15 protein-coding genes are annotated in these 19534 nt (G+C 58.7%); 2 read left to right on the plus strand and 13 right to left on the minus strand.

Translation table 11 applies throughout. The annotated features are described in order from the left end of the window. Positions 1-176: 176 nt before the first annotated feature. From NN484_RS24165 to NN484_RS24210, 10 genes are all read right to left on the minus strand, one after another. Complete coding sequence (locus NN484_RS24165) at positions 177-1544, minus strand: TolC family outer membrane protein (protein ID WP_127647521.1); 1368 nt, start codon at positions 1542-1544, stop codon at positions 177-179. Between the two features lie 2 nt (positions 1545-1546). Next, positions 1547-2896: an HlyD family type I secretion periplasmic adaptor subunit gene (locus NN484_RS24170; protein ID WP_127647523.1), complete on the minus strand. Its 1350-nt coding sequence runs from the start codon at positions 2894-2896 to the stop codon at positions 1547-1549. Next, complete coding sequence (locus NN484_RS24175) at positions 2893-4668, minus strand: type I secretion system permease/ATPase (protein WP_127647525.1); 1776 nt, start codon at positions 4666-4668, stop codon at positions 2893-2895. The genes NN484_RS24170 and NN484_RS24175 overlap by 4 nt, the downstream gene beginning before the upstream one ends. Before the next feature lie 202 nt (positions 4669-4870). Beyond that, positions 4871-5299 (minus strand): AprI/Inh family metalloprotease inhibitor, encoded by a 429-nt coding sequence (locus NN484_RS24180; RefSeq protein ID WP_274659336.1) that lies wholly within the window; start codon positions 5297-5299, stop codon positions 4871-4873. A gap of 92 nt (positions 5300-5391) precedes the next feature. After that, the gene (locus NN484_RS24185) at positions 5392-6855 is read right to left on the minus strand and encodes a serralysin family metalloprotease (RefSeq protein WP_127647527.1); all 1464 of its coding nucleotides are present in this window, start codon (positions 6853-6855) and stop codon (positions 5392-5394) included. A gap of 413 nt (positions 6856-7268) precedes the next feature. Beyond that, positions 7269-7727 (minus strand): hypothetical protein, encoded by a 459-nt coding sequence (locus NN484_RS24190; RefSeq protein WP_274658098.1) that lies wholly within the window; start codon positions 7725-7727, stop codon positions 7269-7271. A 181-nt stretch (positions 7728-7908) separates the two neighbouring features. Next, on the minus strand, positions 7909-8994 hold the full coding sequence (locus tag NN484_RS24195; RefSeq protein WP_274658099.1) for a polyamine ABC transporter substrate-binding protein: 1086 nt from the start codon (positions 8992-8994) through the stop codon (positions 7909-7911). Positions 8995-9049: 55 nt separating this feature from the next. Next, on the minus strand, positions 9050-9394 hold the full coding sequence (locus NN484_RS24200) for a cupin domain-containing protein (RefSeq protein ID WP_127647533.1): 345 nt from the start codon (positions 9392-9394) through the stop codon (positions 9050-9052). A 31-nt stretch (positions 9395-9425) separates the two neighbouring features. After that, complete coding sequence (locus NN484_RS24205; RefSeq protein ID WP_274658100.1) at positions 9426-10832, minus strand: NAD(P)/FAD-dependent oxidoreductase; 1407 nt, start codon at positions 10830-10832, stop codon at positions 9426-9428. 52 nt (positions 10833-10884) lie between these two features. After that, positions 10885-11700 (minus strand): helix-turn-helix domain-containing protein, encoded by an 816-nt coding sequence (locus tag NN484_RS24210; RefSeq protein ID WP_127647537.1) that lies wholly within the window; start codon positions 11698-11700, stop codon positions 10885-10887. A 263-nt stretch (positions 11701-11963) separates the two neighbouring features. Between NN484_RS24210 and NN484_RS24215 the strand changes: the two genes are divergently transcribed. Beyond that, on the plus strand, positions 11964-12236 hold the full coding sequence (locus NN484_RS24215) for a DUF1652 domain-containing protein (protein ID WP_215500058.1): 273 nt from the start codon (positions 11964-11966) through the stop codon (positions 12234-12236). Between the two features lie 58 nt (positions 12237-12294). Here the strand turns inward: NN484_RS24215 and NN484_RS24220 are convergent, their stop codons facing one another. Further along, positions 12295-14769 (minus strand): UvrD-helicase domain-containing protein, encoded by a 2475-nt coding sequence (locus NN484_RS24220; RefSeq protein ID WP_274658101.1) that lies wholly within the window; start codon positions 14767-14769, stop codon positions 12295-12297. A gap of 278 nt (positions 14770-15047) precedes the next feature. Here NN484_RS24220 and NN484_RS24225 point away from each other — a divergent pair, with 278 nt between their 5' ends. Then, a complete protein-coding gene (locus NN484_RS24225; protein WP_127647543.1) occupies positions 15048-15743 on the plus strand; it encodes a pirin family protein in 696 nt (231 codons plus the stop codon). Between the two features lie 72 nt (positions 15744-15815). On the opposite strand, the gene pgm is transcribed toward NN484_RS24225, so the two are convergent. Next, positions 15816-17462 carry a phosphoglucomutase (alpha-D-glucose-1,6-bisphosphate-dependent) gene (pgm, locus tag NN484_RS24230; RefSeq protein WP_127647545.1) on the minus strand — a complete coding sequence of 549 codons (1647 nt, stop codon included), beginning with the start codon at positions 17460-17462 and terminating at the stop codon, positions 15816-15818. A gap of 96 nt (positions 17463-17558) precedes the next feature. Continuing rightward, positions 17559-19043: a hypothetical protein gene (locus NN484_RS24235; RefSeq protein ID WP_274658102.1), complete on the minus strand. Its 1485-nt coding sequence runs from the start codon at positions 19041-19043 to the stop codon at positions 17559-17561. Positions 19044-19534 lie beyond the last annotated feature (491 nt).

Here is a 19534-nt window from a genome sequence, read left to right on the forward strand (position 1 = left end):
CACTCACTTTTCTTATTGTTTTGCAGGCGCTAAAAGCCGGATCAAAAGATCGCAGCCTTCGGCAGCGCCTACAGGGATTGCTGTGTCAGCTATGTCGCCATGTTCTTGCTCTTGGTAGGAGCTGCCGCAGGCTGCGATCTTTTGATCTGCTTTAAGCGCCTACAGGAATTTTGGTGTTACCGGGGTTTCGGGCCTTGTCCAAAGGCCTCATCCACCCGGGCCAGATCCTGTTCGTTCAGGGTTCCCGCGTAGTAATGCAGCTTGGTCCAGGCCATCAAGTAGTCGTAGCGTGCCTGAGCCAGATCGCGGCGGGTGGTAAATAGTTGTTGTTCGGCGTTCAACGCATCCAGATTGGTTCGTTCACCGCCAAGAATGCTTTGCTTGGTCGACACCACCAGCGCTTCAGCCGAGGTCAGTGCCTTCTGATAAGCGCGCAGTTTGTTGACACCCGACAGGCAGGCACTGAACTGCCGGCGCAGTTCGATCAGCGTTTCTCGGGTCTTGCCGTCGAGTTCGTATTCCGCCTGTTCCATGGTGCGGCTGGCCTGACGGGTCGAGGCCGACACCCCGCCCCCGGCATACAGCGGCACGCTGACTTCGAAACCGATGGTGTTGGTTTCATAGCGCTGGTTATAGGTGTTGCCGCTCTCGGATTCGTTCTGACGCATCGAGGCGTAGGCGTTGACCTTCGGCAGATGCCCGGCGCGGTTGCGCTCGACTTCGTACCGCGCCACTTCCACGGCCTGACGTTGCGACGCGAGGTTGGGGTTGTTGCTGATCGCCAGTTCATGCCAGGTGTCGTAGTTGGCCGGCATCAAGGCGAAGGTCTGGAAGTTCTGATCCAGCGGCGCCAGATCGCCGATGTCCACCGCCGGCACGCCCACCAACGCCCCGAGTTCGCGCAGTGCGGCGTCTTGCTCGTTGCGCGCCTCGATTTCCTCGGCGGTCGCCAGCTCATAGCGCGACTCGGCTTCAAGGATGTCGGTGCGCGTGCCCTCGCCTTGCTTGAACATGTGCTCGTTCTGCTGGAACTGCTGCTCGTAGGCCTTCTTCTTGGCCTGAGCGATGTCGATCTGATCCTGGGCGAACAAGGCTTTGGTGTAGTTGTCCAGCACCCGGACCAGCAGTTCCTGGCTCTTGCCGCGAAACGCCTCGTCGGCGAACAGCGACTGTGCCACGCCTTTGCGATACGCCGCGTAGGCTTCGTAGTCGAGCAGCGGCTGCTGCACCGTCAGGGTCGAACCGTAACTGTTGTAGTTGCGGTCCTCGGTGCGGTTACGCGCACGCTCGTCCAGCGAGGTGGCTTTCGACGAGTTGCGGCCCTTGTTGTAGTTGTAGCCAACCCTGGGCAACAGCCCGGCGCGGCCGATGATGCGGTTTTCCAGGCCCGCGTCGCGTTCCTTGATCGCGCCGAGGAACACCGGGTCGTTGCGCAATGCCTGCTCGTAGATCTCGAATGGCCCCATGGCCGCCAGCGCGCTGTTTCCTGCGAGCAGCGCGAGCGCTGCTCCCAACATCGAAAGCTTATTCATACAGCCGAACATCCTTATTCTTCGGTCAACGCAGAGCCGGCCCGATCGAGCAGCGGTTTGAACAGGTAGTTGAGCAGTGAACGTTCGCCCGTGCGCACGAACATCTCCGCCGGCATACCGGGCTTGATCACCAGGCCGTGGAGTTTTTCCATCGCCTGATCACTGACGCTGCTGCGCAACACGTAGTACGGCACGCCGGTTTTTTCGTCGACCATCTGGTCGGCGGAAATCAGGCTGACCTCACCCGGCACGCGCGGGGTCTTGCTCTGGTTGAACGCGGTAAAAAGGATGTCCACCGGCAAATGCGTACCGACCTTGTCGATCAGGTTGATCGGCAGGTGCCCTTCCACTTCCAGGGTGGTGCCTTGCGGAACGATCTCCAGCAGGGTTTCGCCCTGACGCACCACGGCGCCTTCGGTGTGCACGCCAAGGTTGACCGCCACACCGTCGGCGGTGGCGAGGATTTCGCTGTGCTGCAGGTCGAACCCGGCCGAAGTCAGTTGCTCGGACAGCGTCACGCTTTTGAGCTGTGCGTCGGCCAGTTGCGTGCGCACTTCTTTCTGATACTCCTCGCCATGCTGTTGCAGCTTCAGACGCGATTCGAGGATGCCCTGCTCCACGCGGCCGCTTTCACCGGTGTTCTCGGCCAGTTGCTGCTGCACTTGCGACAGCTGACGCTGGTATTCCATCAAGCGGTTGCGCGGGATGTAGCCGTTGTCCGCCAGCGGCTGCAGATTGCTCAGTTGCTGTTGCAGAGAGTCGGCCTGGGCATTGAGGTCGGTGCGCGCGCGACGCATGCCGGCCAATTGAGAAGTGGCACCTTCGATGCTCGCACGCAACCCGGCCTGCTCGCGGTAGAACGCTTCGCGGCGGCTGCTGAACAGTTGGCGCTGACCTTCAAGCACCAGCGCCAGGCGCGGATCCGGGTCGTTGCTCAGCTCGGCGGGAAAGGTGATCGCTTTGAGGTTGTCGCGCTCGGCCTGCCAGCGCGCGAGGCTGGCCCAGGCCATGCGGTACTGGGCTTGCAGCGATTGCACATCGGCGGCAACTTGCGTCTGGTCGAGGCGGAACAGCGGTTGGCCCTGTTTGACGATCTCGCCTTCGCGCACCAGGATCCGGCTGACCACGCCGCTGCTCATCGATTGCACGGCCTTGCGTTTGCCCGACACCACCACGGTGCCCTGCACCGGAATGCCCTGATCCAGTGGCGCCAGTGCGGCCCAGGTGAAGAAACTGCCGGCACCGACGAGGGCGAGAATCCAGCCCATGCGCGCGAAGAATTTCGCATCGCGCTCCGGGCGCTCGGTGATGTAGGCGTGTTCCATGTTCGCTTCGTTTTCAGTGTTCATGCTGGCGCTGCTCATACACCCGAATTCCTTGTCGTGGGCTGGTACTGCCGGCTCATGCTGAGCCCGCCCGGTGCCTGCGCAGATTTTTCCCGTTGTTGTTCCTGGGCGCCGGACAGCGCCTTGAGTACATCCTGACTGGCGCCAAACGCCTGCAAGCGGCCGTCATTGAGCACCAGCAACTTGTCAGCCTGAGCCAATACCGAAGAACGATGCGTCACCAGCACCACCGTGGTGCCTTTGGCCTTGAGCTGGGCGATGGCACTGGCCAGCGCCGCTTCACCGACGGTGTCGAGGTTGGAGTTCGGCTCATCAAGCACTACCAGGCTCGGGTCGCCATACATCGCGCGGGCCAGTGCCACGCGCTGCTTCTGACCGCCGGACAGGCCACTGCCGTCCTCGCCCAATTGCGTGTCGTAGCCTTGCGGCAAGCGCAAGATCATCTCGTGCACGCCGGCCTGCTGCGCAGCGGCCACGACTTTTTCCGGGCTGGCCTCGCTGAAACGGGCGATGTTCTCGGCAATGCTGCCGCTGAACAGTTCGATGTCCTGCGGCAAATAACCAACGTACGGGCCGAGTTCGTCGCGGTTCCAGCGATGGATGTCGGCACCGTCCAGGCGCACCGTGCCACCGAGGGTCGGCCACACGCCGACCAGCACTCGGGCCAGGGTCGACTTGCCGGAACCGGAGGCGCCAAGCACGCCCAGCACTTCGCCAGCGCCCAGATTGAAATTGATCATGTGCAAGGTCGCCGCGCGCTGACCAGGAGGGCCGGCACTGACTTGCTCGAAGGTGATCTGGCCTTTCGGCGCCGGCAGCGCCATGGCGTCGTCACTCGGCGGGAACGCCTGCAGCAGCGAGTCCAGACGACGGTAAGCAAGCTTCGCCCCGCTCCACTGTTTCCACACCGCGATCAACTGGTCGATCGGGCTCAGCACGCGGCCCATCAGGATCGAACCGGCGATCATCATGCCGGCAGTCATGTCGCCCTTGATCACCAGCAAGGCACCGAGGCCCAGCACCAGCGATTGCAGGCACAGGCGCAGGGTTTTACTGATCGAGCTGATCACTGCGCCCGTGTCGCTGGCCTGGTTCTGCAGGCCGAGGAAACGCGAGTGCACGCCAAACCAGCGCTTGCGCAGCGCCCCGAGCATGCCCATGGCTTGAATGGTTTCGGCGTTTTGCAGGTGGCTGGTCGCCAGTTGGCTGGATTTCTGCGAGAAACCGGCGGCTTCGCCCAGCGGCGTCTTGGTCATGTATTCGTTGAGGCACGCCAGCGCAATCAGCAGCAGCGCGCCGGCGGTGGCCAGCACACCGAGCCAGACATTGAACAGGTAGATAACGAACAGGTACACCGGGAACCACGGCGCATCGAAAAACGCGAACAGGGCCGGCCCGGTGACAAATTGACGAATGTGGGTCAGGTCGCCCAGCGATTGCCCGGCGTTGCCCTCGCCCTTGAACAGGTTGCGCTCGAACGCCGCCTGATACACCCGCAGGTTGAAGCGGCGCTCCAGTTGGCTGCCGATGCGGATCACGATGAAGCTGCGGATCACTTCCAGCATGCCGATGAACGCAAAGAACCCGACGACCATCAACGACAGCATCGCCAACGTGGTTTCGTTCTGCGAAGACAGCACGCGGTCGTAGACCTGCAGCATATAAATGGAGGGCACCAGCATCAGCACGTTAATCAGTGCGGTGAAGCACCCGACGCTGATCAGAATGCTTTTATAGTCACCCAAAGCCTTGAATAAGGGAGCGGTGGCTGGGGCCTTCGCCATCTTCATTGATTATTCCTGAAATGTTTCCCCGCCACTGTTCGGCGAGACGCTTCTATTAATTATCCGTGCACTGGCCGGCGTATCTCTTGCAACTATTCACTGACACTTCAACAACAACTTCGGTTATTCAACCGGCTATTCGCTGTATTGCCGTGACGCTTATAACTGCAACGTCGAGCCTTATATTCAATGCCAGTCGTTGTGATCTTCACGGCTGTGGCGCATTGCGCTTGAGCGTAATCACCAGACCCGACTTCAAAGTACTCAGATAAAGCCCATCACGTTGTCGGCTGAAAAACTGGATTCTTGAACCTTCCTTGCCGGTAATCGACAGGCCGTCCGGGTCGGGAAACCAGCCGATCGGCATTTGCTCAAGCCATGCCCCCAGGCAATCGGCGCCCTTGCCCAGTGTCTGGTTGGGTTCCAGATCGATCAGGCAGGTGTTCGAGGGTTTGTCCTGCAATGCCTGCGCCTCTGAGGCGTCATCGGGCGCCGTCAGAATGGCTTGCCACTGCCCGGCGAAAACCGATGGATCTTCAAGTCTGAGGCTGCTTGCCATGGTTGTTTCTCCAGAAATCATGATGAACGCCGCTGAAAGCCACGCCATTGCCTTGTAGGTAAAAGCTTTACAGATCATGAGAAAACTCGCTCCGGCCCGTAGCCTTGCCCAGTGCTCAAATGGATGCAAGCAAAGAAAGCGGCGCATCACGCGCCGCTTCCCGTTTCACATCACGCCACGATGTCGCTGGTCGCTGCCTGGCCAACGGTGCTGACCTGGAAGTCCGCCACACCGTGTCCGGAGAAGTCCACCGACAACAGACTGTTGCCGCCCGACGAAGTCAGGATCGCGTCGCCGGCTGCACCGGTGAAGTTGCTGACGAAGTGCAGGCCTGCACCGTTGGTGATGGCGCTCAGGTCGATTTTGTCCAGACCGCTGACGAAATCGAGGATCTGATCGATCGCACCCGGCTTGGAGTCGGAACTGGCCGCGAACACAAACGTGTCCGAACCTGAGCCGCCCCACAGTTTGTCCCCGCCACCGGCGCCGTAGATGATGTCGTTGCCAGCACCGCCCTTCAGCTCGTTGGACACACTGTTGCCGATCAGCAGGTCGTTGCCCGAACCGCCGATGGCGTTCTCGATGGTGACGCCCTTGGCAATGGATACGTTGCCGATCATGCCGCCAACATCGGAGAACGAAGCTTCATTGAGGTTGATCTTCTGGTTCTGAGTGAAACCCGAGAAATCCAGAGTATCCTTGCCGCCCGCATCCCACACCGAGAACACCAGCTTGTCGCTCGACGACGAGGCGCTGAGGAAATCGCGACCGGCGTTGGAGTTGAAGCCGTAGGTGGTGTCACCGGTACGAGTGTTCAGGTTGGCACCGTAAAGCTTCTGGATCGCCGCGATGTCGTCCATCAGCGGGCCGGAGGCATAGGCTTCCACACCGCCCTTGCTGAAGTTCTGGGCGGTGTTGCTTTCACTCCAGTAACTCATGAGGCTGTAACCACGGGTGTCTTGCCCGTAGGAAGCATCGTTATAGGTCGGGTTGCCTTCGCCGGCGTTGTAGTCGCCAGGGTGAGACAGGCCCAGGGTGTGACCGATTTCGTGCGTCAGGGTTTGACGCCCGTAATTGTTCAGCCCCGGGGTTTTGTTGACGTCATAGCCACTGCCGGTCAGGTACCAGGACTGACCGTCATAGCCTGGCTCGGTGCCTGGCAGGAAGGCAAACGCCGCCGCGCCTTCCTGACCGCCGCTGTAGTTACCGAAGGTCATGTGACCATCGCCACCACGGGCAGCTTCGGTGAACGTCACGTTGGCGACATCAGCCCAGGATTGCATGGCGAGCACCGCCTGGGTTTTCTGCAGGGCGCTGAACTGACTGAAACCGGTGACACCCAGGCCGCTGAAGTTGGCGGTTTTGGCGGTCAGAAAGGTATAGGTCAGTTCGATCTTGCCGCTGTTGTCCAGATCGTGCCAGGAAGCACCATCCCGCAGCAGTTGAGTGGCGGCTTGATCCACCGAGAAGGAGGGTTTGCCATTGACCGTGAGGTTGCCACCACGGTCGTACTGGTGGCTGAAGCTATTGATCTGGTTCCAGGCGGAGCTGGTTGCCGCCAAGGGTTGCACTGCGCCTACCGGCACGAATGCCTGTTCGGCGGTATCAATAGCGTTAGCTTTTACTTTCGACATAAACACACTTCCTTGTTTAGCAATGGAACAGTTTTTGTCAGATAGCGACAATCCCTGGCGAGATCGTCCTATCACTCGCCCAATGAAGGCATCAGAAACCTGACACAATTTGAAATCTGTCGTCTAGCGTTTTTTTGAGATCAAATTGAACTGTTCCGGCAAGTGCCCGTAAACAATGACTGCGCGCTGGAGAGAATGTTTTGAAGTGGTTGTTTCTGCCGATTTGCCTGAGGATTTTCTATTTAATTATTAAATATCGGTAAGTTGTTTTTTGTTACGTATGTCTCACTTTGGTGCATACCCGGCATGAGGGTTTTAACATTGATATCAGATACCGTCCCCATGATATTCTTTGAATGCAAGACCCTCGTTTTTTGCCGGGTATGGATTGAAACGCTTTTGGATGGGACAGATCAGAACTTGCGAACGTCAAAGACAACGTTAACGCTAAAGCTGTCAACGCCGACTGTCTTCGTTGTGAAAACCAGCTTGCCGTTAATGTCATTGTTGGGATGATGCTCCAGTATGACGTGCCCCGAGCTGGCCTCGAACTCGCAATCTGGTTCACCAGCACCGAAAGTTTTCAGAGTGAGGTAGACGATCTGCGGGTCTTTAACATCGTACGTTCCAGAGGGCTGTGATTTGTCCTTGAAACTGAGCCCTATCAATAAACTCCTGCCAGATCCCCCCGGCTCAGGCATGGTGCCGTGAAACCGCAGCGCTCCGTTCAGTTCATCACGCCAGATCCAGTCGGATTTAAAATTGATCTCATGCTGGTTGGAGAGATTGATCACCTTCCCTTTGATTTCACCTTCTGCTACAGCTTTTTCACCAATGTGATGCTTTTCACGAAATTGCTCGGAACTGGACATGACTGTCTCCTGGGTGCGCGAAGGATCGACGACCCTTCTGCCCGCCATTGAACAGCAAAAGCATGGAGTTGAAACCTGTCAGATATGACAGGTATAAGCCACAAGCACTTATCGCTTTTTTTTATAAACCTTGCCTTGAGGAGCATCGTGAATATTGACGATGCCCCACCCGAGGAACGCCTCAGCTACCGGTCCGGATCTTGTTCCACACCCGCGTGCGGATCCGGTCGATATTCAGCGGCATCGCCTCCAGCGCAAACAGCTTGCCCATCATCTCCGGGCTCGGATAGACCTTGGTGTCGCTCTTGATCGCCGGGTCGATCAGGCCGTCAGCCTGTTCGTTGCCATTGGCGTAGTGCACGTAATTGCTGATGCCGGCCATTACGTCCGGGCGCAACAGGTAGTTCATGAAGGCATAACCGGCCTTCTCGTCCGGCGCATCGGCGGGCATGGCGACCATGTCGAACCAGATCGCTGCACCTTCCTTGGGAATCGCGTAACCGATGTCGATGCCGTTCTTGGCTTCCCTGGCGCGGTTTTCCGCTTGCAGAATGTCGCCGGAGAAACCGACCGCGACGCAGATATCACCATTGGCCAGGTCGCTGGTGTACTTCGAGGAATGGAAGTAACTGACATACGGCCGCACTTTCATCAGCAGCGCTTCCGCCTTCTTGTAGTCTTCGGGGTTCTTGCTGTGTGGCGGCAACCCGAGGTAATTGAGCGCCGCCGGCAGTAATTCCGGGCCGTTGTCGAGGATGGCGACCCCGCATTTCTGCAGTTTTTCCATGTACTCGGGCTTGAAAATCAGGTCCCAGGAATCCACCGGCGCGTTGTCGCCCAATACCGCTTTGACCTTGGCGATGTTGTAGCCGATGCCGGTGCTGCCCCACAGGTACGGGAAGCCATGCTCGTTATTCGGGTCATTGACCTGCAGGGCCTTGAGCAACACCGGGTTGAGGTTCTTCCAGTTCGGCAACAGGCTCTTGTCGAGCTTCTTCAGCGCCCCGCCCTGGATCTGCCGAGCCATGAAGTGGTTGGACGGGAACACCACGTCGTAACCGGATTTGCCAGTCATCAACTTGCCGTCGAGGGTTTCGTTGCTGTCATAGACGTCATAGGTGACGCCGATGCCGGTGTCTTTCTGGAAGTTTTTCGTGGTGTCCGGCGCGATGTAGTCGGACCAGTTATAAACCTTGACCGTTTCGGCGGCATGGCTGATCGAGGCGGCCAGCAGCAGCGGCGCCAGGGTGAGTGTTTTCTGGAGCATGGGTCGATTCCTGTAGAGACTATTGTTGTTGGCAGGCAATCAAAGGATCAAAGCGTCAGAAAATCAGGACGTAGGTCTTGCGCACGGTCTCCTGGATATCCCAAATACCGAGCGTGTTGGCCGGCAACATCAGTGCGTCGCCACCTTGTATGTGCAGGGTTGCGCCGCCGTCGTCCGGGGTGAACGTGCAACGACCGGAGATGAAGTGGCAGAACTCCTGAGCGGTGATCTGCCGGCGCCAGCGCCCCGGGGTGCATTCCCAGACGCCGGTTTCGACGCCGTCGTCGCGCTCGACACTGGTGATCGAGGCAATGGCGACCGGCTCACCGAGTGGCACGGCGACCGGACTGGACTCGTCGAGTTGCAGGGTGGCGGTGTTTTTGAACTGCGTAATGCTCATGGCGGGACCTGTCTTTTGAAGAAAACGGCGGTTAGTGCATGAAACCTTCCATGAAGCCCGCCACCTGACTGGCGAGCTTGCGCCGCCACGGTGCGGTAGCAGGGTTGGCGAGGGTCTGGTCTTCGTGGACGAAGCTTTTGATGATCGCGTTGTAGCCAAGCCAACGGCACGGCTCCGGCTCCCAGGCGCGCAAGGCATGAATCCCGCCATCCGGCAGCACCCACGGCTGGTGTACCAGTTCGGTATCGCGCTCCAGAATCAGATCGGCCAGAGTGCGACCGCCGAGGTTGCTGGCACCGACGCCCTCCCCGCCGTAACCACCGGACAGCGCAATGCCATTGGCGCGATCGCAGAGCATGTGTGGCTTGAAATGCCGGGACATGCCGAGGTTGCCACCCCAGGCGTGGGTGATCTGCACGTTTTTCAACGGCGGGAACAGTTCGCCAAACAGATAGCGGCGCAGTTCGACTTCATCGCGGGTCAGATCGAAGTTGTGGCGCAGCTTGCCGGCGAACTGATAACCGCCGCGAGCACCGAAAATCAGACGGTTGTCAGCACTGCGCTGGCCATAGGTGACCTGACGGCTGAACTCGCTGAACGCCTGGCCACGGTTGAGGCCGATTTCATTCCAGGTCGCTGCAGATAACGGCTCGGTGGCGACAATCAGGCTTTGCACCGGCAACTGATAGCGGCCCAGCGGTGGCAATGTGACCGAATAGCCTTCGACGGCCGGCACGATCCAGCGACTGCGCACGCTGGCCTTGGCGGTGCGCAAGCTGCCGGACTGCCAGTGGGTGACCGGGCTGTTCTCATAAATCTTCACGCCCATGTTCTGCACGGTGCGCGCCAGGCCACGCACCAGCTTCGCCGGGTGAATGGTCGCGACGTGCGGCGCATAGATACCGCCATAGGGCTTGGCGACGCGAATCTGTTGCGCCAGCTGCTCCGGGCTCAACCAGCGGTAATCGTTGTCGGTCAGGCCTTGGGCATGCAGTTTGGCGAGGTATTCGCGCAGGCTGGCTTCCTGCTCCGGGTAGCGGGCGGCGCAATACAGCACTCCGCCTTTGCGGTAATCGCAGTCGATACCCTCACGTTCGAGGACAATTTCCACTTCATCCGGGATGCTGTGCAGCAGATCAAACGAAGCGCGGCGCTGTTGCGGCGACAGGCCGGCAAGCAGTCGATCCTCGCCCAGCAGGTTGCCCATCAGCCAGCCGCCATTGCGTCCGGACGCACCGAAACCGGCGGTTTGCGCCTCGACAATGGCAATGTCGAGGCCCGGCGCGAGTTTTTTCAGATAGTACGCGGTCCACAGCCCGGTATAACCGGCACCGATGATCGCTACGTCGACATCCAGATCCCGTTCAAGCGCCGGCCGCGCGATCAGCGGCTCATCGAGTTGATCCATCCACAAACTGATAGTGCGCCACGCCGGCATGCAAGACTCCGCCACTGAAAACCTTCGATGGCGTCGATCCTAGTGCGTGACTTCAATCACTGTCTTGCGCGCGTGCCCGCAAAGAAATTTGTTTGGCGTAGGCCTTCGGCGACTGGCCGGTATGCTGGCGGAAACAGCTGTAGAACGCCGACAGCGAGTTGAAGCCGGCGGCAAATGCCAGTTCGTCGATGCGCAGCGGTGGCGTGGCGTGGTCCAGCGACTTGAGCAAATGTTGCAGGCGCGCCTGGTTGACGTAGCGGTAGAAGCTCTGCCCCAGCACCTGGTTGAGCAGATAGGAAATCTGATTGCGGCTGTAGCCACACTCCTTCGCCACCCGTTGCAGGTCCAGCTCCGGGTCGAGGTACGGCTGCTGCCGTTCGAAGTATTGCTGCAGGTCTTCGGCCATGAAACTCAACTGGCGCGGCGACAAGCCCAGGCGACTGGCCGCCGGACGCTGACTGGGCGCAGCGGCGCCTTGAGTCTGTGCGCGAACCAGCGAGGCGTATTCATTGACTCGCCAGATCAAGCCGTCCTTGACCGTGATCGCTTCGCTGGAATGGAACGACACCAGCCCGTCACCACCGCGCAGAGTCACTTCGTACTGAATGAACGCCGTGCTGCCATCCACGCGGATCCGGTCGCAATGCTCGAGCGCTTCGTCGGATTCTCGCGGCATGCTGACACGCACGTACTCGCGCAACTCGTCGAGGCCGAGCACCCGGTTCTGGAAGAAATCGTTGTACTGGACGTCCGGGTGATACAACGCCATGACGCTGTCCAGATCGCGGTGTTTCCAGCTCAGGTGATAGCGCAAGACCGTGGCGGCCGTGGCCGGGGTCTGTTCTGGGCCGTCATCGTCGGCGTGCATAAAGGGCTCGGTACAAAAGAATCGAGCTTGCCCAAGTTCGGCACAGCGATCAACGGCTAAACCGTGCTGGCCTTTTGGCGATGACTGATCCGGGCGTGACTTACATCAAAAAATGCGCAGCAATCGCAAAATGAACTGAAAAATCTCACGGAAAATTCACATCCGAGTGCTACTTTTAATGTCACTGACCGGTTGAGCCATTGAAGGCTCTTCCCACCTAACATGAGCAAACGGAAGCGCTCGATGAAGAAGGCGGGCAACACATGAATAGAGGTTCCAGTAAAGTCACCTTTCCCAACGCGTGCCAGCTGATGCGCTGGCACTTTCATCCCATGGGTTTTGAAGCAACGATGGACGCACCGGGCAGCATGATTGCCCGCCTGTTTGATCGTGCCAGCGGTGAAACCATGATCGCCATTGCCGGCATTCCTTGTGCGACGGTGATGAACGCGGCCGATGTCGAGCGCATCATCGAGGCCGTGGAAGACGAACTGGAGGCTTTCACTCCTCCGGAGTCCTTCAAGAATTACGCATAACCTTTTGTTTTACATAAAAAAGCCCGCCAGTGATGACGGGCTTTTTTGTGCCTGACGATTACGCAGTTGTCACTTTGGCTCGGTGATCAGCAAAGAACGCCTTGCCTTGGGCAACCCGGTCGGACGCCCTTGGCATGTTCACGGCCTGAGTGTCCTGTGGCTCAACGTACCAGTAACAATGGCTGACCGCCCGGGTGATGCCGACGTAGGCCAGACGCAGAATCTCGTCCTTTTGCGCCGTGTCATAGGGCTCGCTGTCCCCAGCCTTGCCCAGACCGGCCATGCGGTACACCTGATTCTTGTACGGCGAACTGGTCAGGTGCTGGCAATCACCGAGCAGAAAAACCGCATCCGCCTGCAGGCCCTTGGCACTGTGGTAAGTGAGCTGTTTGAGGCGTCGCGCTTCATACGGCAAGCTAGAATCAACATTAACTACAGACTGAATATGTTGCTCTATCAATGACTTATCGCTGCTTTTTCGATAAAGCATCAAGATCGAATCACCGCGATTGTAATGCTCGACCAAGCGTTGCCCCATGGCCTGGTCATCGCGCTCCAGCACATTGACCGGCCGCAGCGGCTTGGGTGCGCCGCTGGCCTTGGCCTTTTTGCCCGGGATCGCTGGCGCGGCCCGGACGATGTGTTCGGCGGCATCGATGATGTGCTGATGGCTGCGGTAATTGTCGCTGAGCATCACCCGTGTGGTACTTGGCGACGGAAATTCCTTGTTGAACTCCATGAAGTAACTCGGCGAACTGCCGCGCCAGCCGTAGATCGACTGCCAGTCGTCACCCACACACAGCAGCGATGAGCGCTGGGCACCCCGCCCGACATGCATGGCCGGGCCACGACTGCGGATTTCCACGAGGCTGGCACGGATCCACGAGACGATCTGCGGCGACACGTCTTGAAACTCGTCGATCATCAAGTGCGACATGGGCCGCAGCAACTCATCGCTGAGCAACTTGAGGTTCTCCGGCGAATGCTCGCTGAACAGCGCGAACATTCGGTTGTAGGTCATCACCGGCGGTTTCTGATCGAGCAGATGATCTTCCAGGGCGCGCCAGAACAGGCTCAGCGCCTCAAAGAAGAACCGGTCCGGATCATCCTTGGCAAAACTCATGCGCCCGACCGCATCCGGCACATCCAGCCCGAGGTTTTCGATGAAGCCGGCCGCCGCGACAAAACAGTCCAGCAGCGGCGCCGATACCAGCTCGCCTTTGACCTTGTAATCGAACCCGGGACCGGCGCTGGCATCAGCGGCCAGGGTCGCCAGCACTCGCTTGGATGACTCGTAACTATCAATCCAAATCAATGGCTTACGACAGAAAGCTTGAAACAGGGTGCGCTTTACAGCCCACTCAGCGCGCACGCTGAGCTTGGCATTGGGTCGGCAGATCTGCGGATTTTCCCGAGGATCAAAACCAAGCACCACCCAGGCATCCAGGCTGGGAATGTAGCCATGGCAATGAAAGGTCGAACCGTTGATCTCGAAGGTCTGCCGGTTCGGCTCAATGCCTTTGATCGGCCAGGCGCCCGCGCGAAACCACAAGTCTTCGATGGCATCGCACAGTTCTTCATCGCGTTTGGCCGCCAACTCGGTCACCGCCATGCGCTTTTGCACATCCGGGTGATCGCGTTCCAGCTCCTTGAGCTGCAAACCGGCCTTGGCCAACGGTTGAATCAACTGGCGGAAACGTTCGTCTTCGGTAAACAGGCGGTGATAACAGGCGTTGAGTTGTCGGCGCTGGGCGTCATTGATCCGCAGATCGAACGGACTGCTGTCGACTTCTTCTTCGGCGCCCTGAACCCGGTCGCTGAGGTTCTCGAACGCCTGCAAGCGCTCGAACCCCGGCAGACTGCGGACCATGGGCAGAATGCGCGAGTGAAAAGTGCGCACCAATTCCCGCGCCTGTTTCAGGTTCAATGCCTGGCCCCAGAGCGCGAACAACTCGATCAGTTTGTTGATGAAATCCTTGCGCGACTCGCGAGTGAAGGTCACCACAGTCATCGAATCCAGCTCAAACCCCAGGTAGTGCGTGAGCAACAGAATACGCAGCACCAGTGTCGTCGACTTGCCGGCCCCGGCCCCGGCGATCACCGAGGTCGAAGGCGTATCACTGAAGATCATCTTCCACTGGGCGGTACTCGGCTGGGCGTGCTCGGGCAGCAGGCGTGCAACATCAGCCTTCATGCGCTTCTTCAACTCGGCGCTGAGCGGCAGGCGCCAATCGTCGAACAGATGATTGTCGACGCTCGGCGGACGATGCTCGGTGCTGCGGCTGTCTCGAATCAGCAAGACCTGTCGGCCTTCTTCCAGCCCTTCAAGCTTCCCCTCGTTGAAGCCGTACTCCACGCCGGCCGTGTGGCCGCTGCGAAAACCATCGGCCTGGCCATGTAGCCATGAAGCGCGGTGCTGAGCGCGCAAGCGTGTCAGGCCATGGCCGAAGAAACGCGCAGCCAGACGCTTGAACCAGGGCATCTCGGCCAGTGGACGGAGTTCGGGAGGAAGATCGGGAGTGTGTTGCGCCACGCTGAGGGGCTCCAGTGTGTGAGGCTGTTGCGGCTATGGTGGCCGTATTTGCCAATGAGTTCTAGCGAAATGCTTACAGGTCATTGGTTTAGGCGATGAACTGAAAGTCGGGTGAGATCGTTTCAAGCCAGCTTTCCATCGACAGTTTCGATGAGAATGCCGCACTTTTTACGCTTTTTCTCGATTGTTGACTGATGGATGATGGCCGTCATTAACCGACGGTCTCGCTTCGTGGCTCAGGCGTTGCGCCCCATGACGAACCTTTTGAGGAGACGATCATGCTTGAACTCAGACCTTTCAACACGCTGGGCGGCGCTCATCACGGCTGGCTGGATGCCCATCACCACTTTTCGTTCGCCGAGTACTACGACCCGCAACGGATGAACTGGGGCAACCTGCGTGTGTGGAACGATGACGTGATTGCTGCCGGCACCGGTTTCCCGCAGCACCCGCACCGTGACATGGAAATCATCACTTACGTGCGTGAAGGTGCGATTACCCACCAGGACAATCTTGGCAACAAGGGCCGCACTGAAGCAGGCGACGTACAGGTCATGAGTGCCGGTACCGGCATTGCGCACAGCGAATACAACCTGGAAGACAAAGAAACGCGGATTTTCCAGATCTGGATTCTGCCGACCGAAACCGGCGCACCGCCTTCTTGGGGCGCCAAACCGTTCCCCAAAGGTCAGCGCGAAGGTTTCGTGACGCTGGCCAGCGGCAAGGATGGCGATGACCAGAGCCTGCGCATTCGCGCCAATGCACGGTTGGTGGCGGCGAACCTCAAGGCGGGTGAAACCGCAGAATATCGTCTGGATGCTGGGCGCCGGGCCTATCTGGTGCCTGCCACCGGGGTGATTGAAGTCAATGGCTTGCGTGCACAAGCTCGAGACGGGGTTGCCGTCGAACAAGAGTCAGTGCTGAGCGTGACTGCACTCGAAGACAGCGAAATCGTGCTGGTGGATCTGGCTTGATTGCTTGAATCGCACCCAAAAAAAGGGGCGACCGTCATGGTCGCCCCTTTTTCATTCAGCGTCAGCCTGCAATCACTTGGTGGAAATAGCGCCATCCACCAGGGTTTGCGCTTCGGCCACCAGTTGTTTGAGGTGGTCGTCGCCGATAAAGCTTTCGGCGTAGATCTTGTAGATGTCTTCGGTGCCCGAAGGACGGGCGGCGAACCAGCCGTTTTCGGTCATCACTTTCAAGCCACCAATGGCCTGATCGTTGCCCGGCGCATGGCTGAGAATGCTCTGAATCTTCTCGCCTGCCAGCTCGGTGGACGTTACCTGTGCCGGCGACAGCTTGCTCAGCAGGGCTTTCTGCTCAGGGTTGGCCTTGGCATCCACACGCACCGAGAACGGCTCGCCCAGTTCATCGGTCAATCCGCGATAGATCTGGCTTGGATCGCGACCGGTACGCGCGGTCATTTCAGCCGCCAGCAAGGCCGGGATCAGACCATCCTTGTCGGTGCTCCACACGCCGCCGTCCTTGCGCAGGAACGACGCGCCGGCACTTTCCTCGCCACCAAAACCCAGCGAGCCGTCGAACAGGCCATCGGCGAACCATTTGAAGCCCACCGGCACTTCGTACAGGCGCCGACCCAGGCGCTTGGCCACGCGATCGATCAGACCGCTGCTGACCACGGTTTTACCCACGGCAGCATCGGCGCGCCATTGCGGACGGTTCTGGAACAGGTAGTCGATGGCCACCGCCAGATAGTTGTTCGGGGCCAGCAGACCGCCCGAAGGCGTGACGATGCCGTGACGGTCGTGGTCCGGGTCGCAGGCGAAAGCCACGTCAAAGCGCTCCTTGAGACCGATCAAGCCCTGCATGGCGTGGCTGGACGATGGGTCCATGCGAATCTGACCGTCCCAATCGACTGTCATGAAGCGGAAAGTCGAATCGACCTGCTTATTCACGACGTCCAGGTCAAGACGATAATGCTCGGCAATGGCCGACCAGTAACGCACCCCTGCTCCGCCCAGCGGATCGACACCCAGACGCAGTTTGGCGTCACGAATGGCATCGAAGTCGATCACGTTGATCAGGTCAGCGACGTAGGTGTTGAGGTAGTCGTGACGGTGCGTGGTGCTGGCCTTGAGCGCCTGCTCGTAGCTGATGCGTTTGACGCCCGCCAGTTTGTTGGCGAGCAGCTCGTTGGCCTTGGCTTCGATCCACTTGGTGATGTGGGTGTCGGCCGGGCCGCCGTTGGTAGGGTTGTATTTGTAGCCACCGCTCTGTGGCGGGTTGTGCGACGGCGTGATGACGATGCCATCGGCCAGCCCTGACGTGCGACCACGGTTGTAGCAGAGGATCGCGTGCGAGACCGCCGGCGTCGGCGTGTACTCGTCACCTTCGGCGATCATCACGGTCACGCCGTTGGCGGCCAGCACTTCCAGCGCACTCGCGCCGGCCGGGGTCGACAGCGCATGAGTGTCGATGCCGACGAACAGCGGGCCAGTGATGCCCTGCGCCTCACGGTACAGGCAGATCGCCTGGCTGATCGCCAGAACGTGCCATTCATTGAAACTCAGGTCAAAGGAGCTGCCGCGGTGCCCGGACGTGCCAAACGCCACACGCTGGGTGGAAATCGAAGCATCCGGTTGGCCAGTGTAATAAGCCGTTACCAGTCGCGGGATGTCGACCAACAATTCTGCCGGTGCCGGTTTGCCCGCAAAAGGACTGATAGTCATGCAAAACCTCTGAAATAGAGTGGTTCAGGAAATACAGCGCAGTTTACTGGCAGTTTGACCACAGCGCGACGGGATCTATCCGACAGTTTTCAACGTTCATTCCTGAGGCGCCAACCACAATGCGTCACCCACACCTGAACCGGTCTCTGCCAACGCTACCGCGTCGAGTGTGGCGTCTATCGCTTGCACGGCACCCCCACGCTTTGGCAATGGCTCCATGGCGTAAAGACGAGCGATCAACCGGACGGGCAAACCACTGACATCGGTCATCCATTGCAGCACCTGCTCCGGTCCGTGCAACCCCTGCATGGCCCGGTGCAAATCGGGCATCGCCACCAACATGCCGGGATGACAGCTGCGCAGAAACCGTTCTAGCCCTGCGCCGTGTTCAATAAACGGCGTGAACAACAGGCAGACCCACTGCGCTTCATTCAAGCCGTAAGCCTTTTGCAGACAGTTCGCGGCCGTCTCGCGCAGCTCATCAAGCGTCTGCTGTTGCCCCGGTTTCAGGACCATTTGCTCGCAGACGGACTCAGGCACTCCCTTGCGCCGCATGTTCGCCAGTGTGCGCCGGACATGCTCCGAGAACCCGGCTTCATAACTGCGGCCGCCAACGAATTCTGCTTCCAGGCCACTTAAATGGGCGTCGATCAAGGGGTCTGCGTATTCACCCTCGCCCAGAGGAAGTAACCACTCCTCCCCCTGAAATCCCAGGAATTCGCTGAGCAGTGCCCAGCGCTCTTCCAGATTGCCCACCACCATGTCATGGATATCTACAAACGTTGTGCGCCGGCAGGCTTCGAATTCGTCCTCGGGGCGCCAGCACAGCCGTTCGGATTCGCTGTAGAAGCCGCGATACAAGTCTCCTCCGAGCCCATCGAGCAAGGCGAACAACTCATCGAATGTTCCGCCGTTGGACGGCATCGCACCTAGACCGGCTTTCTGCACGGCACAATCGAGTTCGTCCATGAATGCCTTCTGGCGCCGCGGCGACTCGCTGGCGACCCATGCATCGACACCATTGCCCCAGCGAGCAATCTGACCGTAAAACTCGGCCCATGCCAGACTGGCGTCGTCCCACAACTCCAGCGTCTCTTCCCTGGCTCGTCGATGCCCCATCATCAGCAGGTTGGTGCGATTGGCGTCGGCGCTTTCCATGTCGAGTGGCGCCAGATGATTGAACGGCAGTACCTGACGATGATCCACCATCAGCAACTCGACCCTGGGATCATCGTAAAGAAACAGCGCGCCGAAGCTGCGGTGCAGGTTGTCCAGTGTCGCCGCCCCCGTCCCGCCCCAGCGCAACGTGGCGACACGCAGCTGGAAAGTGCCCGGTGCGCGTCCGGCGATGCTCAGTTGCGCAGCGCGCAGCAACGCCAGGGTGTAGCAACTGTCACGGGTACCGGATGGCGTCACCAGGACCTTGTAGTCACCTATGCGTTCCATTCCGCCGGCGGCGACCACCAGACGCTGGATCAGCAACTGCAGCGCTGTGCGTTCGGCCCTGGAAAAGAAACTCAGCAGTCGTTGCAATACTTGCTGGTACACATAGTTCATTGCCTGATCATGGATCGTGCTCATCAGTACTTTACCCGGCGTAAAAAATTCATATCGCGCATCAGCAGTGACAGAGGCGCAATAAATTCATCAATAAGTAATAGACGATCAAATACTAACACTTATGTTTTGGAAGTTATTTGAAACACTTGACGCAAAGAAGACCGCCGCACGGACAGGCAACACATCGCAAGACATTGTTTTTATTGATCTTTATTCGAACGAAAAACATCTGAGGAAACTTCTTACAACGTCCCACGAACATTGAGTACAAGAAAAGCAGAACGGTTATAGGAAACCCCCTACACCTGTTAAACAGAAATTGGCGCATCCATGGCAGAAAGCTTTAAACATCCTCAAAGAAATGAAATGCACAGACACGGCTCATTCCTTGAGATGAAAGTGATCATTCAATTATCGGGGCTTATTTGCTGGTCAGAACATACAGGCAGAGAGCAAAAACCGGTTCAGATGCACAACCGGTCATGCACTGAAGCCGGTATATCTGGTCATTC

It is taken from the genome of Pseudomonas serboccidentalis (genome assembly GCF_028830055.1).
Classification (GTDB): Bacteria; Pseudomonadota; Gammaproteobacteria; order Pseudomonadales; family Pseudomonadaceae; genus Aquipseudomonas; species Aquipseudomonas serboccidentalis.

What these genes read in the sequence shown, in the direction of transcription:
- NN484_RS24165 (WP_127647521.1), bottom strand. Translation starts at nt 1,544, where the DNA reads ATGTTCGGCTGTATGAATAAGCTTTCGATGTTGGGAGCAGCGCTCGCG.
- NN484_RS24170 (WP_127647523.1), bottom strand. Translation starts at nt 2,896, where the DNA reads ATGAGCAGCGCCAGCATGAACACTGAAAACGAAGCGAACATGGAACAC.
- NN484_RS24175 (WP_127647525.1), bottom strand. Translation starts at nt 4,668, where the DNA reads ATGAAGATGGCGAAGGCCCCAGCCACCGCTCCCTTATTCAAGGCTTTG.
- NN484_RS24180 (WP_274659336.1), bottom strand. Translation starts at nt 5,299, where the DNA reads ATGATCTGTAAAGCTTTTACCTACAAGGCAATGGCGTGGCTTTCAGCG.
- NN484_RS24185 (WP_127647527.1), bottom strand. Translation starts at nt 6,855, where the DNA reads ATGTCGAAAGTAAAAGCTAACGCTATTGATACCGCCGAACAGGCATTC.
- NN484_RS24190 (WP_274658098.1), bottom strand. Translation starts at nt 7,727, where the DNA reads ATGTCCAGTTCCGAGCAATTTCGTGAAAAGCATCACATTGGTGAAAAA.
- NN484_RS24195 (WP_274658099.1), bottom strand. Translation starts at nt 8,994, where the DNA reads ATGCTCCAGAAAACACTCACCCTGGCGCCGCTGCTGCTGGCCGCCTCG.
- NN484_RS24200 (WP_127647533.1), bottom strand. Translation starts at nt 9,394, where the DNA reads ATGAGCATTACGCAGTTCAAAAACACCGCCACCCTGCAACTCGACGAG.
- NN484_RS24205 (WP_274658100.1), bottom strand. Translation starts at nt 10,832, where the DNA reads ATGCCGGCGTGGCGCACTATCAGTTTGTGGATGGATCAACTCGATGAG.
- NN484_RS24210 (WP_127647537.1), bottom strand. Translation starts at nt 11,700, where the DNA reads ATGCACGCCGACGATGACGGCCCAGAACAGACCCCGGCCACGGCCGCC.
- NN484_RS24215 (WP_215500058.1), top strand. Translation starts at nt 11,964, where the DNA reads ATGAATAGAGGTTCCAGTAAAGTCACCTTTCCCAACGCGTGCCAGCTG.
- NN484_RS24225 (WP_127647543.1), top strand. Translation starts at nt 15,048, where the DNA reads ATGCTTGAACTCAGACCTTTCAACACGCTGGGCGGCGCTCATCACGGC.
- pgm (WP_127647545.1), bottom strand. Translation starts at nt 17,462, where the DNA reads ATGACTATCAGTCCTTTTGCGGGCAAACCGGCACCGGCAGAATTGTTG.
- NN484_RS24235 (WP_274658102.1), bottom strand. Translation starts at nt 19,043, where the DNA reads ATGAGCACGATCCATGATCAGGCAATGAACTATGTGTACCAGCAAGTA.